The following is a 13116-nucleotide window of genomic DNA, read 5'->3' as shown; positions in this document are numbered from 1 at the left end:
GCTGCGTGTGAGGACCGCCCCGGGGTACGGTATTGCTCATGACTTCACGTTCACCCCAGGAACCCGGGCCGGCCATGCAGGGCTATGCCACCGGCAGGCAGTATGAACTCCGCCGCGGCGACGCCTCGGCCGTGGTTACGGAGCTGGCCGCCGGCCTCCGTTCCTTCAGCAGGGGAGGAACCCTCCTGACGGAGACCTACGGCGACGACGAGATTGCCCCCGGTGCCGCCGGCATCACGCTGGCGCCCTGGGCCAACCGCGTGGAGGACGGAATCTGGTTCCTGGACGGCAAGAAACAGCAGCTGGACATCACCGAGGTTGCCCGGAATAACGCCAGCCACGGCCTGCTCCGCAATTCCGCCTACGCGCTGGTGGATGAGTCGGAGCACTCCGTGACGCTGGAGGCCACCATCTTCCCGCAGCACGGTTATCCCTTCCTGGCCCGGCACCAGGTGCAGTACGGGATCGACGGCGGCCTCGGGCTGGTGGTCCGCCAGACCCTGCTGAACGACGCCAGGGAGCCCGCACCATTCGTCCTGGGCGCCCATCCCTACTTGAGGCTGGGCGATGTTCCCATCGAAGAGCTGGTCCTGACGGTAGCGGCCGAGACACTGCTGGTGGCCGATGACCGCCTGATTCCGCGCAGCTCCGCCCCGGTGCAGGGGGATTCGGACTTCAGGACAGGGCTGAACATCGCTGCGCTGGACGTGGACGTCGCGTTGACGGACCTGCGGTACGAGGAAGGCAAGGCCCGCCACACACTGTCGGCCCCGGATGGCAGGCGGGTAAGCCTGTGGCAGGATGAAGCCTGCCGCTACGTCCACGTCTTTGTCAGCACCCAGTATCCGGGCCGCAGCCGGGCCGTGGCCGTTGAGCCCATGACCGGCCCGGCCAACGCCTTCAACTCCGGTGACGGCCTGCGCTGGCTAAGCCCTGGCGGTTCCTTCACCATCGAGTGGGGCATCGACTACACCCCGGGCGACGGCGGGTAGCGGTTTCCGAATCAGCTTCCGCTGGGGAAGTATTGGGCTATGACGCCAGCAGAGGATGCCGTTACCTCCACCAGCCTTAACGCAGGCCCGCAACGGCCTGACTCCACCCAGCCTGTCCGGGTCCTCGCAGACCGTGAACTGGACCGGGACATACCCTACGGCGTACGAATCGCAGCCTCTTGGGCCTGGCGCGTGGGGCTGATCCTCCTCGTGGGAGGCGCGCTCGTCTGGCTGCTGAGCCGGATCAGCTTCCTCATCATCCCCGTCATGGTGGCTGCGCTCCTCGCCGGACTCCTCAGCCCGGTGGTGCGGTGGCTTAGGCAGTACAGGCTGCCTGCCGGAGCGGCCGTCGCCGTCACCGTTGTGGCCTTCATCGGCCTGATCGGCGGGTCGCTTGCCCTGGTGGGACGGCAGCTGGTTTCAGGCTTCGGCGAACTGTGGTCGGAGGCGCTGGCAGGGGTCAAGCAGATCCAGGACTGGCTGTCCGACGGGCCGCTGCACCTGACCGCCGCCCAGATGGACCAGTACCTGCAGGAAGCAACCACCGCGCTGCAGGACAACACCAGCAGCATCGTCAGCGGGGCGCTGTCGTTTGGCAGCACGGCCGGGCACTTTGCCGCCGGGCTCATCCTGGCGCTGTTTATCCTGATCTTCTTCCTGCTGGAAGGGGACCGGATCTGGACATTCCTGGTGCGGCTGCTTCCCAGGAAAGCCAGGGCGGCAGCGTTCGGCGCCGGGCGCAAGGGCTGGACATCCATGGTCAGCTACGCGCGCATCCAGATGTTTGTGGCCTTTGTGGACGCGGTGGGAATCGGCGCGGGCGCCGCCATTATCGGGGTACCCCTGGCGCTGCCGCTGAGCGTGCTCGTCTTCATCGGTTCGTTCATCCCCATCGTCGGCGCCCTGGTGACGGGTGCTATCGCCGTCCTGCTGGCACTGGTGGCGAACGGCCCCATCAACGCCCTGATCATGCTGGGCATCGTGCTCCTCGTCCAGCAGCTGGAGAGCCACATCCTGCAGCCGCTGATCATGGGCAAGGCAGTGGCCCTGCATCCGGTGGCGGTGATCCTATCGGTGGCGGCAGGGTCCTACCTCGCAGGCATCCCCGGTGCCCTGTTCTCGGTGCCCATCCTCGCCGTCGCAAATTCCTCCATTCGCTACATCGCCGCCAGAACGTGGGAACATGAACAAGTGCCGGCTTTAGCCGGAGGACCCACGACGGCGGGCGCCGGACCGGACAACACCTTCCGGGACGTCCGGCCGCCAGCGGCACTCAAACGCGGCAAGGGCGCCGCCGCCGGCACCACAGCAGAACTGCCTGATGCCCCTCCCACTGCGGAACCGGGCGCAGGGGCCGAATCCAGAGGAGAATAGTCCGTGAACATCCTTGAAACCCTTCCCGTCACGCTGGACGATGTCCTGGAGGCGCAGAAGCTGCTCGACGGGATTATTGCGCGTACACCGGTGGAATCGTCCCGCGCCCTCGGGAAGATGGCCGGCGGGGATGTCTACTTCAAGTGCGAAAACCTCCAGCGGGCCGGATCGTTCAAGGTGCGCGGCGCCTACGTCCGCATGGCGAAGCTTTCCCCCGAGGAGAAAAAGCGCGGCGTGGTGGCAGCCTCCGCAGGCAACCACGCCCAGGGCGTCGCCGTGGCCGCCAAGAGCCTTGGCATCAAAGCCCGCATCTACATGCCGCTGGGCGTTGCGCTGCCCAAGCTGGCCGCCACCCGCAGCCACGGTGCGGAGGTCATCCTGCATGGCCACAACGTTGACGAGGCGCTCGCCGAAGCCCAGCGGTACAGCAACGAGACGGGAACCGTCTTTGTGCACCCTTTCGACAACGTGGACGTCGTGGCAGGCCAGGGAACCCTGGGGCTTGAGATCCTTGAACAGGTACCCACTGTGGACACCATCCTCATGGGCGTGGGCGGCGGCGGGCTCCTGGCGGGGGTCGCCGTCGCCATCAAGGCCCGGGCCAAAGAACTGGGGCGGGAGATCCGCATCATCGGGGTCCAGGCGGAGAACGCTGCTGCCTACCCGCCCTCGCTGGCCGCTGACGCGCTGGTGCCCCTGAAGAAGGTGTCCACCATGGCGGACGGCATCGCCGTCGGCCGTCCCGGGCAGCTCCCCTTCAGCATCATCCGGGAACTCGTGGATGACGTCGTGACAGTCAGCGAAGACTCGCTGGCACGTGCCCTGATCTTCCTGCTGGAGCGGGCCAAGATGGTGGTGGAACCGGCCGGTGCCGTTGGCGTGGCGGCGCTGATGGACGGCAAGATCGAAAACCCGGGAACCACCGTGGTGGTCCTCTCGGGCGGCAACATCGACCCCATGCTGATGCTCAAGGTCATCCAGCGGGGCCTTTCCGCTGCCGGGCGCTACATGACCGTCCGCATGATGCTCGATGACCGGCCCGGTTCACTGGCCACCATCGCCAGGATCATCGCCGAGAACGATGCCAACGTCACCGGCCTGGACCATACCCGGGTGGGCGGCTCCATCAGCATGGGCGACGTGTCCATCACCGTGAACCTGGAAACCAAAGGCCACCAGCACGGCGAACAGGTCCTCAGCGCCCTGCGCGCCGAAGGCTTCCAGCCCATCGTGGTGCACTAGGAAAAGCCATGTCCGGACTGACGGGAAACGGAAACCTAGGGCAGCGCAGGACCGTGGCCGCGCGGGCCAAGGGAGGCCTGCTGGTGCTGGGGACCTTTGTGGTTCTCCTCTTTGTTATCGAGCTGTTCAACATGGTGATGCTGCGCTCGCTCAATGCGACGTTCGGGCTCCGGCCCAGGAGCGCTGACGGGCTGCTGGACATCTTCACTTTCCCGCTCCTGCACGCGAACCTGAACCATCTGCTGTCCAACAGCCTGCCGCTGATCATCTTCGGGTTCCTGGTGTTCCTTTCGGGCCTCAGGGTGTTCCTGACCGCCCTGGCGTTCAGCTGGCTGGGGTCCGGCCTCACGGTCTGGCTGATTGGCGACGGCGGCGTCACTGTGGGTGCCTCGGGACTGGTTTTCGGGCTGTTTTCGTTCCTGCTGGTCCGCGGGTTCATCAATCGGAGCTGGCGCCAGATCCTCCTGGCGGTTGTCCTCTTCATGGGCTACGGGAGCATCCTGCTGGGCGTCCTGCCTATCGCAGCCGGCTACATTTCCTGGCAGGCCCATCTGGGCGGCGCAGCCGGTGGGGTGGTGGCGGCCCTGCTGCTGCGGCGCCGCAGCCGCGCCCCCGGTGCGGCGCTGTAGGTATCTGGCCCTTAACGGCAAACGCTGGCCGCCCCTTTCCGGGGCGGCCAGCGTTATATGTGTGCCACTGCGGGCTGGAAGCAATCAGGCGGCGTACGGCTTGGCGGAGAGGATCTCCACCTTGATGTCCTTGCCGTTGGGTGCCGCGTAGCTGAGGGTGTCGCCTTCCTTGTGGCCAAGGATGGCCGCACCCAGCGGCGACTTCTCGCTGAAGACGTCCAGGTCCGAGTCGCCGGCAATTTCACGGGAACCGAGCAGGAAGGTCTCTTCGTCGCCGGCGATCCTGGCCACGACGATCATGCCGGGCTCCACGATTCCGTCGTCTGCAGGAGCCTCGCCCACGTGGGCGTCGCGGAGCAGTGCAGTGAGCTGGCGGATGCGGGCCTCAATCTTGCCCTGCTCCTCCTTGGCTGCGTGGTAGCCACCGTTCTCCTTGAGGTCGCCCTCCTGCCGGGCTGCTTCAATCTTCTGGACGATCTCTGCCCGGCCAGCGCCGGAAAGGTGGTCCAGCTCTGCCTTCAGGCGGTCAAAAGCTTCCTGGGTGAGCCAGGCTGCAGCTGCGCTGTTGGTGGTAGACACGGACTTCTCCTCTGGTGGTCCTACATGCAAAAGACCCCGCCACGGTGGCCACTTGTGGAACAGTAACCAGCTCAGCGGGGTAAAGGTATTGCTCCATTGTAGTCAATCCCTTGGACATAACCCAACAGGGAAGCGGCGCACGTCACAGGCCCAGGCCTGTTTCCGGGCCCGCGCTTCAGGTGCTACGTGCCTGCCGCCCAGCAGCTGTCCACCACGCCGGACACCGGCAGTGATTCGGTGCGCACGGTTACGCGCTGGGCAACCGTGCGGCCGCCGTCGGCTGTTTCCGTGGCCTCGGCGGGAGGAATGTCCACAACCTTCCATCCCACCACCGCAAACTTCGAGTCCAGTGCCTTGACCGCGCACTTGACGGCGGTTCCCGGCTCGCGGGTGACCTGGAAGTCCACCTCCGCCAGCGTGGCGTCCGTGGTGCTGTAGCCAATGTCTTTGAACGTCACGTCGGACAAGGACTGGGACGTGGAAACCCACGCCAGGAATCCGATTCCTGCGGCCAGCGCCGCCCCGCCAATAACGCGTTTGGCTGTTGGCGTAAGCGTGCGCTTTTTAGCCCCATATCGATTGGCTAGGCTAGTGTCTGCGGGCGCGGGTTGGGCCGGCTGGTCCGGGGAAGTCACCTCACCAGTTTAGTGCCCTTTCCGGAGGCGGCCTGTCAGCAGCCCCGCCAGGCATCCGCCCGTTCAAGCCATCCGATCAGCAGCCACAGGCAGCAGAAGAATAAGGAGCCGTCCTTCGATGACAGCGTCCAGCACCACCCCGGCGCCGCTACGGCTGCTCGCAGTCCATGCCCATCCGGATGACGAGTCCAGCAAGGGCGCTGCGACGATGGCCAAGTATGCAGACGCCGGCGTCGACGTCCTGGTGGCCACGTGCACCGACGGCTCCAGGGGGGACATCCAGAACCCGGCCGTTGAGGGGGAGCCGCACCCCAAAAGGGATATGGCCGGCGCCAGGCGCCTGGAGATGGAACGGGCGGCGGCCATCCTCGGCGTCAGCCAGCGGTGGCTGGGTTTCGTGGATTCCGGGCTGCCTGAAGGTGATCCGCTTCCTCCCCTTCCTGCGGGTTCGTTCGCCACCCTGCCCCTGCAACGCGCGGCGGCGCCCCTGGTGCGGCTGGTCCGGTCCTTCAAGCCGCACGTCATCCTCAGTTATGACGAAAACGGCGGCTACCCCCATCCGGACCACATCATGGCGCACCGCGTTGCCGTGGAAGCCTTCGAGTCCGCCGGTGACGGGTCGCGCTACCCGGACGCCGGGGAGCCGTGGGAACCCAGCAAGCTCTACTACGACAGGGCCTTCAGCCCGGAGCGCTTCCGGGCCCTCCATTTCGCCCTGGAGGAAGCCGGGCTCCAGTCCCCGTACGCCGAGCGGCTCGCCGCCTGGCTCGAAGCGGACGCCGAGGGCCACACGCCGCCGCCCGCCACGCATCCCACCACCACGCAGGTGGACTGCGGCGACTTCTTCGAAGTGCGCGACGACGCGCTCCGGGCCCACCGCACCCAAGTGGATCCCCTGGGGTTCTTTTTTGCCGTGTCCCCGGAGATGCAGCGGCGGGCCTGGCCGTGGGAAGACTACTCACTCATCCGCTCCCGGGTTCCCTCCGAACTCCCGGAGCGGGATCTGTTCGCAGGGCTAAGATAGAAGCAGCCGGCAATTTCTATGTCGCGTAGAAGTTAGGGTCTGGCGCTTTCGCCGTCCCTTCCGCGACCCCTGCCATCCGCTCCACAGAAGGTATATAACCGTGCATCACCTGCTCTTCAGTTTGGCCACCACCCCGACGCCCCTGCCGACGCCAACGCTGCGTGAGGGGATTTCCGAGGACCAGGTGACACCCGGCCTGCTGGGCTTCATTATGACGGCGTTCTTCGTGGTTGCCACTGCGCTGCTGATCGTGGATATGGTGCGGCGCATCCGGCGCGTGCGTTACCGGGCGCAGGTGGAGGAGGACCGCACGGCTGCCGCTGCCGCGGCGGACGTTGAGGCAGCGGAGGCTGCTGATGAGGGGGCGCCCGGCCAGCAGGCTCGCGGTGGCGCCGTTCAGGGAACGGCCGACGGCGGGACGGACCCCGCGCAGGGCGACCAGCGGCACTGACACATTGACGTCGTCGGACTTGCGCGGCTGCGCCGGCTGAGGACGTCCGGGGCGTGCGGCCCCGTCAGCTGAGGACGGCCGTGGCGATCGCCACGAAATGCGCAGCGAAAGCCACCACGGTCAGGGCATGGAACAGTTCGTGGAACCCAAAGTGGTGGTAGCTGAAATTCGGTTTCTTGAGGGCGTAGAAGACTGCCCCGGTGATGTACAGGATGCCGCCCACGCAGATCAGGACAGCTGCCAGGACGCTTGCCTGGAAGAACTGCGGCAGGTAAAACAGCGCGCCGCAGCCCAGGGCGATGTAGATGGGTACGTAGAGCCAGCGGGGGGCGTCCGTCCACAGCAGCCGGAACAGGACACCGAGGATGGCCCCGGACCAGATGACCCACAGCAGCAGGACTGCCTGGGGCCTTTCCAGGAGGGTCCAGGCAAGTGGGGTGTAGCTGCCGGCGATCACCAGCATGATGTTGGTGTGGTCCAGCCGTTTGAGGACGATCTTGACCCCGGGTGACCAGTTGCCCCGGTGGTAGACGGCACTGACTCCGAAAAGCAGGACGCCCGTGGCCGCGTAAATGGCGGACGTGATTTTGCGGTCCGGCGTCGGCGCAAGGGCCACCAGGATGATCCCTGCCGCCAGGGCCAGGGGGGCTGTGACGGTGTGGATCCAGCCGCGCCACTTCGGCTTGATCATCAGGAGTTCGGCCAGCCGGACTGCGGCCTCGTCCATGGCCTTGTTGCCGGCGCCGTTTTCGGTACCGGGACCGTCCTTCGGCTGCGGCGTCCGGGGGGCCTCCGGGGTGTCGCTGTTCATGGTCCCAGAATAACTTACGGATCGGTAAGTTACCGAAGGGTAGGTTTCTGGCGATCGCTGGTCCTGGCAGGTGGAGCGGGCCCTGGGCGCTTCGGACGGTAGCCTAGGATGTGCAAGTACGTACAGCGAGGAAGTCAGGTGAGTGGACGCGTGGAGTTGCCCGGGTTCCTCTATGGCTTCTATGAGCGCAGGCTGCTGAAGGACCTGGCCCGCGACCGCATTCCCCGCCACATCGGCGTGATGGTGGACGGCAACCGCCGCTGGGCCAAGCAGTTCAACGCCCCCACCAGCCAGGGGCACCAGGCCGGCGCCGACAAAATCCACGAGTTCCTTGGCTGGTGCCAGGAGCTGGGGGTCAAAGTGGTCACCCTGTACATGCTCTCCACGGACAACATGAACAGGTCCAGCGAGGAACTGGACCTGCTGATGGGCATCATCGCCAACACCCTGGACCGGCTGGACGAGGACGCCAACATCTCCGTCCACGCGATGGGTGCTCCCGAACTACTTCCGGACTACCTTGCCGAGCGCCTCAACAAGCTGACGGCGCGCACCCCCGTCCTGGAGAAGATCCATGTCAACGTGGCGGTGGGATACGGCGGCCGCCGGGAAATCGTGGACGCGGTGCGCGAGCTCCTCCATGACGCCGTGGCCAGGAACAAGGACATCGGCAAGCTTGCGGACGAGCTCTGCGTGGATGACATCTCCCGCTTCCTCTACACCCGCGGCCAGCCGGACCCGGACCTGGTGATCCGGACGTCGGGGGAGCAGCGCCTCTCCGGGTTCCTGATGTGGCAAAGCGCCTACAGCGAGTTCTACTTCTGCGAGGCGCTGTGGCCCGCGTTCCGGAAAGTGGACTTCCTGCGGGCCCTCCGCGACTACGCGGGAAGGCAGCGCCGCTTTGGCTCCTGACAACTCCGGTTCATCACAAGTTCACACCACTGCAACAGGAATCGCCGCGTAATGGTTGCGGAAACTACCTGGGGTGGATTTACGTTATATCCATCAGCTGGCAAAACCGCCGGCTGATCGGGGAGGCCAGTACATGGAGCGAATCATCGCACCGGTTGTATGGGAGGCCGGACCCGGCCTCCCGGCCGAGCCGCCTCACCACTAACAATTCCGGGCTGGTGCCCGGGGCTGGAGTCGATGTGGCTACTTCTGAACAACTGCCCGAGGTCGTTATTGACCAGGGAGGGAAAGCTACCTCTCGCGCCACGCGAGCCACCTCACAAACCGGTTCAGCAGCGGATGCTGCGGCCGGTTTTGCTGTCTCCGGAAGGGAAGCCGCCATTAACACCTTCGTCATCGACACCTCCGTCCTGCTGTCAGACCCCCGCGCCCTGCTGCGCTTTGCGGAGCACGAGGTCATCGTTCCGATCGTGGTGATCACCGAACTGGAGTCCAAACGGCACGACCCCGAGCTGGGCTATTTCGCCCGGAAAGCGCTGCGGCTCCTCGACGACCTCAGGGTCAAACACGGCGGACTGAACCAGCCCATTCCCATCGGGGACGACGGCGGCTCCCTCATGGTGGAGCTCAACCACATCTCCTCGGAGGTGCTGCCGCTGGGCTTCCGGAGCGGGGACAACGACAGCCGCATCCTCGCCGTCGCCAAGAACCTCGCCAACGAGGGCAGGAACGTCACCGTGGTATCCAAGGACCTGCCCATGCGGGTCAAGGCCTCGGCCATGGGGCTCACCGCCGACGAATACCGCAACGAACTGGTGAAGGACTCCGGCTGGACCGGCGTTGCAGAGGTCGAAGCCAACGAGCAGGAGATCTCAACCCTCTACGGCCACGAGCCGGTGTTTATCCCGGCGGCAGCGGAAATGCCGGTCAACACCGGCCTGGTCCTGCTGTCCAACCGGGGGTCTGCCCTGGGCCGGGTGGGCCCGGACAAGCAGGTCCGCCTGGTCAAGGGCGACCGTGACGTGTTCGGCCTGCACGGGCGCTCCGCCGAGCAGCGGCTGGCCATCGACATGCTGATGGATCCCGCCGTCGGCATCGTGTCCATCGGCGGCCGGGCCGGCACCGGCAAGTCGGCCCTGGCGCTGTGCGCCGGCCTGGAAGCCGTCCTGGAACGGCGCGAGCACCGCAAGGTCATCGTGTTCAGGCCCCTCTACGCCGTGGGTGGCCAGGAACTCGGCTACCTTCCCGGCTCCGAGTCCGAAAAAATGAACCCCTGGGCGCAGGCCGTGTTCGACACGCTCGGTGCCCTGGTCAGCCAGGAAGTGGTGGAGGAGGTCATGGACCGCGGCATGCTCGAGGTCATGCCCCTCACCCACATCCGCGGACGGTCCCTCCACGATGCCTTCGTGATCGTTGACGAGGCCCAATCGCTCGAGAAGAACGTCCTGCTGACCGTCATGAGCAGGATCGGCCAAAACTCGAAGATCGTACTCACCCACGACGTCGCCCAGCGCGACAACCTCCGCGTCGGCCGCCACGACGGGATAGCCGCCGTCGTCGAAACCCTGAAAGGACACCCGCTCTTCGGCCACATCACCCTGACCCGTTCCGAAAGGTCTCCGATCGCAGCGCTGGTGACCGAACTCCTCGAGGGCTAAGCGGGGGTGCTCGGGTGCCCCTTCCTCTGCGTGCTGGCTCCTCCGTCGCCTTTGACGCACGCTGCCGGAAGGCGCACCCGGGCACCAGGTCCCGGCACTAGCTGATGTTCAGGAAGTTCGCTGCAGCCTCGTGGCCCCCTACCTTGAGGGTCCAGTCAGGGCGTTTGAAGGAGTCCGGCGTGAGGCGGACGTGCTGGACCGTTTCCACCTTGGTGCCCCAGGCTTTTCGGGTGGTTCCGTTCAGCTCGTAGCCGAGGGAGCGGGAGACGCCCAGGGAGGCCGCGTTCCAGTCCGCGGCTTCGGACTCGGCGACTTCTGCACCCAGCCAGTCGAATGCGTAAAGCGCGACGGCGGCGCGCATCTCCCTGCCAAGGCCGCGGCCCTGCGCGGACTGCTTGAGCCAGGATCCGGTGCTGACCGTCTTGAGGGTGGCGAAGTCCTTGGCCCCGACGTCCTGGCAGCCGATGAACTCACGGTTGTGCCAGATGCCCAGGAGTAGTGTCCAGGACTCGGGGGTGCATTCGGCGCGGCAGCGCCAGTACCAGCGGGCCATGTTCGGTCCAAGCTCTTCGGCCGGAAGTTCAGTCCATGGAGTGCTGAACGGATTCCTGCCGGGCTCGTGGATACCCGTGCGCGCTGCTGCAACTGCCGCCGAAATCTCATGATCCTGGATGGGGCGCAGCTGCAACCGGGGCGTGGCCAGCGTGAGACCGAAGAGCGGCCACACGGCGTTCAGTGAAGTCATCCGCGAAGCCTAGCCGATGGGCCCCGGTTGTGGCCTGTCACAGTCAGGCGGGAACGTCCCAGCTGATGTGGCGGCGGACGTCGGTGAGGTTCATGGATTCGGCCAGGAAAAGGTCGTCCAGCATGTATTCGTCCACGGCAATAATCCGCAGCCAGTGGCCGTACCGGTCCGTTTCAGGTTCCAGTGAGCGGCTGGACACACAGACGCCGGTCCCCAGGTCCACCCTGATCATGGAGCGGCCCGGCATGCACAGGGGAGCGGCGGGATCCGCGGGATGGTAGGCGGCGGTCGGGGCCACCACCGCCTCAAGCGCCGGCCGGCCCTCATGCTCAACACGGCGGACATCCTGGACCTCCACCGGGTTGCTGCCGGGGAACTCGAGGGGCACGGGCGCGTTGCCGGCAAGCTCCACCGGATCCAGCGCCGCGGAGAAGCGTCCGTTGCCGAAGCCGGGCTCCCCGTAGGCCGCCTCGGGCCGCCGCCGCACCAGGCCGAGGTCGTCATAAACGGGCGTCACCAGGTGGGGCGGCAGGAGCCAGGATTTCCGCGTGGAGCTGATGTAGAGCCCGTCCCTGGAGTCGTTGATCCCCGTGGTGCTGTGGAGGACCAGTCCTTCAGGGCTTTCCAGGCGGAGGGCTCCGGGGCGCCGCAGCCAGGCGCGGACCAGGGGAGCTGCAGGGCTGGGAGCTTCCGCGAACGGTTCGTTCCAGTACTCGAAGCGCAGCGACTGCCATTTCCAGGGGGAGGACCGGCACAGGTTCCGGAACATCGCTGCAAGGTCCGTGGGGGCAGCTCCACTGTCCGGATCCGGCCGGTGCCGGAAGTCCCACGTCGCCATCTCCACAGTTTACGCGCGGGCCGTGCGTGGGCGGGTGGAAATCCAGTAGCATCCGAGGGTGATCCATCGACTGGGCGAACTATGGCAGCACACTCCGCCGGCCTTCTGGCTGCTGCTTGCCGCGTGCGCCTATTTCACGGTGATGGCCGTCCGGCTCACGGTGATCGACGTCCGGCACCACCTGCTGCCGAACAGGATCGTTTTTCCGTCGTATGCCGTGGCCGGCGTCCTGCTCCTTGCGGCGGCGGCCTTGGCCGGGGCGGGCTCCGGCCAAGGGCCCGCCGGTCCACTCGCAGGCCTTGCGTCCCAGCCGGTGCTCCGGGTCGTGGCCGGGGCGGCCATCCTGTGGCTCTTCTACTTCCTCCTGCGGCTGGTGTACCCGCCGGGTATGGGCTTCGGGGACGTGAAACTCGCCGGAGTCCTGGGAATGTACCTCGGCTACCTCGGGTGGGGGCATCTGTTTGCAGGCACGTTCCTGGCCTTCCTTTTGGGCGGTCTCTGGTCCGTCGCACTCCTGGCGGCCCGCAAGGGAACGCTTAAATCGTCCATCCCCTTCGGCCCGTTCATGCTCGCCGGAACCGCCGCAGCGATGCTGCTGCCGGCCTGACTTTCAGCGGCCGGGATCGGGGAGTTCAGGCAGCCGACGTGGAGAAACAGTTCGATAGGCTGGCTCAATGCCTGCGCCTGACTATGTCCTGAAGCTCCGCAAGAAAATCGGCAACGATCCGCTGTGGGTCCCGGGGGTGCGGGGCGTGGTGGTGGATGCCGCGGGCCGCGTGCTGCTGGCCCAACGGGCAGATAACAGGCAGTGGGCCCTGGTGAGCGGCATGCTTGAGCCGGGCGAACAGCCGGCCCGCGGGCTGGTGCGGGAAATCTTTGAGGAAACGGCGGTGGTGGCCGAACCGGAGCGCGTGGTGTCTGTGGGGGCCGTGGGGCCCTTCACCTACCCCAACGGCGATGTGTGCGAGTTCCTGGACGTCGTGTTCCTCTGCCGCTACGTCTCCGGGACTGCCCGGGTGAATGATGACGAGTCGGTGGCCGTCGGCTGGTTTGGAATCGATGAACTGCCCGAACTCATGGCCGGATACCTCACCAGCATCCACCGTGCCCTTGCATCCGCCGAAGCCGCGCACTTCGAACCCTGATCGAACCATCGCGGCCTCATCATAAGGAAGCACAACAGGGGCGCCGCAACCCCAAGATTGCGGCGCCCCTGCCCACGTGCC

The 13116-nt window shown here is 66.1% G+C and carries 15 protein-coding genes; 10 read left to right on the top strand and 5 right to left on the bottom strand.

From position 1 onward, the window contains the following. Positions 1-38: 38 nt before the first annotated feature. Genes AC6CHP_RS09590 through AC6CHP_RS09575 form a run of 4 tightly spaced genes read left to right on the top strand, consistent with a single transcriptional unit; the run spans position 39 to position 4237 of the window. Positions 39-992: an aldose 1-epimerase family protein gene (locus AC6CHP_RS09590; protein WP_498229439.1), complete on the top strand. Its 954-nt coding sequence runs from the start codon at positions 39-41 to the stop codon at positions 990-992. Positions 993-1031: 39 nt separating this feature from the next. Next, on the top strand, positions 1032-2366 hold the full coding sequence (locus tag AC6CHP_RS09585; RefSeq protein WP_498229437.1) for an AI-2E family transporter: 1335 nt from the start codon (positions 1032-1034) through the stop codon (positions 2364-2366). 3 nt (positions 2367-2369) lie between these two features. Beyond that, positions 2370-3608, top strand: a complete 1239-nt coding sequence (ilvA, locus tag AC6CHP_RS09580) for a threonine ammonia-lyase (RefSeq protein ID WP_104185384.1) — start codon at positions 2370-2372, stop codon at positions 3606-3608. 8 nt (positions 3609-3616) lie between these two features. Next, positions 3617-4237: a rhomboid family intramembrane serine protease gene (locus tag AC6CHP_RS09575; protein WP_188730356.1), complete on the top strand. Its 621-nt coding sequence runs from the start codon at positions 3617-3619 to the stop codon at positions 4235-4237. A gap of 84 nt (positions 4238-4321) precedes the next feature. On the opposite strand, the gene greA is transcribed toward AC6CHP_RS09575, so the two are convergent. After that, the gene (gene greA / locus AC6CHP_RS09570) at positions 4322-4816 is read right to left on the bottom strand and encodes a transcription elongation factor GreA (protein ID WP_174175518.1); all 495 of its coding nucleotides are present in this window, start codon (positions 4814-4816) and stop codon (positions 4322-4324) included. A gap of 182 nt (positions 4817-4998) precedes the next feature. Next, the gene (locus tag AC6CHP_RS09565; protein WP_188730350.1) at positions 4999-5451 is read right to left on the bottom strand and encodes a DUF4307 domain-containing protein; all 453 of its coding nucleotides are present in this window, start codon (positions 5449-5451) and stop codon (positions 4999-5001) included. A 118-nt stretch (positions 5452-5569) separates the two neighbouring features. Here AC6CHP_RS09565 and mca point away from each other — a divergent pair, with 118 nt between their 5' ends. Together mca and AC6CHP_RS09555 are read left to right on the top strand one after the other, a co-directional pair. After that, positions 5570-6475 carry a mycothiol conjugate amidase Mca gene (mca, locus tag AC6CHP_RS09560; protein ID WP_498229434.1) on the top strand — a complete coding sequence of 302 codons (906 nt, stop codon included), beginning with the start codon at positions 5570-5572 and terminating at the stop codon, positions 6473-6475. 100 nt (positions 6476-6575) lie between these two features. After that, on the top strand, positions 6576-6926 hold the full coding sequence (locus tag AC6CHP_RS09555) for a hypothetical protein (RefSeq protein WP_498229432.1): 351 nt from the start codon (positions 6576-6578) through the stop codon (positions 6924-6926). Between the two features lie 64 nt (positions 6927-6990). On the opposite strand, the gene trhA is transcribed toward AC6CHP_RS09555, so the two are convergent. Continuing rightward, on the bottom strand, positions 6991-7653 hold the full coding sequence (gene trhA / locus AC6CHP_RS09550; protein WP_498229704.1) for a PAQR family membrane homeostasis protein TrhA: 663 nt from the start codon (positions 7651-7653) through the stop codon (positions 6991-6993). Positions 7654-7887: 234 nt separating this feature from the next. Between trhA and AC6CHP_RS09545 the strand changes: the two genes are divergently transcribed. Beyond that, positions 7888-8649, top strand: a complete 762-nt coding sequence (locus AC6CHP_RS09545) for an isoprenyl transferase (protein ID WP_229675373.1) — start codon at positions 7888-7890, stop codon at positions 8647-8649. Between the two features lie 239 nt (positions 8650-8888). Further along, a complete protein-coding gene (gene phoH2, locus AC6CHP_RS09540) occupies positions 8889-10307 on the top strand; it encodes an RNA 5'-3' helicase PhoH2 (RefSeq protein ID WP_498229430.1) in 1419 nt (472 codons plus the stop codon). A gap of 97 nt (positions 10308-10404) precedes the next feature. Here phoH2 and AC6CHP_RS09535 read toward each other — a convergent pair whose 3' ends face one another. Both AC6CHP_RS09535 and AC6CHP_RS09530 read right to left on the bottom strand, forming a co-directional pair. Beyond that, entirely contained in the window at positions 10405-11052 is a 648-nt protein-coding gene (locus AC6CHP_RS09535; protein WP_498229428.1) for a GNAT family N-acetyltransferase, read from the bottom strand. 43 nt (positions 11053-11095) lie between these two features. After that, positions 11096-11890, bottom strand: coding sequence for a hypothetical protein (locus tag AC6CHP_RS09530; RefSeq protein WP_498229426.1), 795 nt, complete (start codon positions 11888-11890; stop codon positions 11096-11098). Between the two features lie 58 nt (positions 11891-11948). Between AC6CHP_RS09530 and AC6CHP_RS09525 the strand changes: the two genes are divergently transcribed. Both AC6CHP_RS09525 and AC6CHP_RS09520 read left to right on the top strand, forming a co-directional pair. Beyond that, positions 11949-12497: a prepilin peptidase gene (locus tag AC6CHP_RS09525; protein WP_188730337.1), complete on the top strand. Its 549-nt coding sequence runs from the start codon at positions 11949-11951 to the stop codon at positions 12495-12497. 67 nt (positions 12498-12564) lie between these two features. After that, complete coding sequence (locus tag AC6CHP_RS09520; protein WP_498229424.1) at positions 12565-13035, top strand: NUDIX hydrolase; 471 nt, start codon at positions 12565-12567, stop codon at positions 13033-13035. Positions 13036-13116 lie beyond the last annotated feature (81 nt).

This window comes from Pseudarthrobacter sp. GQ63 (assembly GCF_059758765.1).
The sequence above is the reverse complement of the archived record's forward strand: the minus strand, read 5'-3'. Positions and strand labels throughout refer to the sequence as shown.

Coding starts and splice junctions, on each gene's coding strand:
- AC6CHP_RS09535 (WP_498229428.1), bottom strand. CDS start 11,052: ATGACTTCACTGAACGCCGTGTGGCCGCTCTTCGGTCTCACGCTGGCC.
- AC6CHP_RS09590 (WP_498229439.1), top strand. CDS start 39: ATGACTTCACGTTCACCCCAGGAACCCGGGCCGGCCATGCAGGGCTAT.
- AC6CHP_RS09520 (WP_498229424.1), top strand. CDS start 12,565: ATGCCTGCGCCTGACTATGTCCTGAAGCTCCGCAAGAAAATCGGCAAC.
- AC6CHP_RS09585 (WP_498229437.1), top strand. CDS start 1,032: ATGACGCCAGCAGAGGATGCCGTTACCTCCACCAGCCTTAACGCAGGC.
- trhA (WP_498229704.1), bottom strand. CDS start 7,653: ATGGACGAGGCCGCAGTCCGGCTGGCCGAACTCCTGATGATCAAGCCG.
- AC6CHP_RS09530 (WP_498229426.1), bottom strand. CDS start 11,890: ATGGCGACGTGGGACTTCCGGCACCGGCCGGATCCGGACAGTGGAGCT.
- AC6CHP_RS09575 (WP_188730356.1), top strand. CDS start 3,617: ATGTCCGGACTGACGGGAAACGGAAACCTAGGGCAGCGCAGGACCGTG.
- mca (WP_498229434.1), top strand. CDS start 5,570: ATGACAGCGTCCAGCACCACCCCGGCGCCGCTACGGCTGCTCGCAGTC.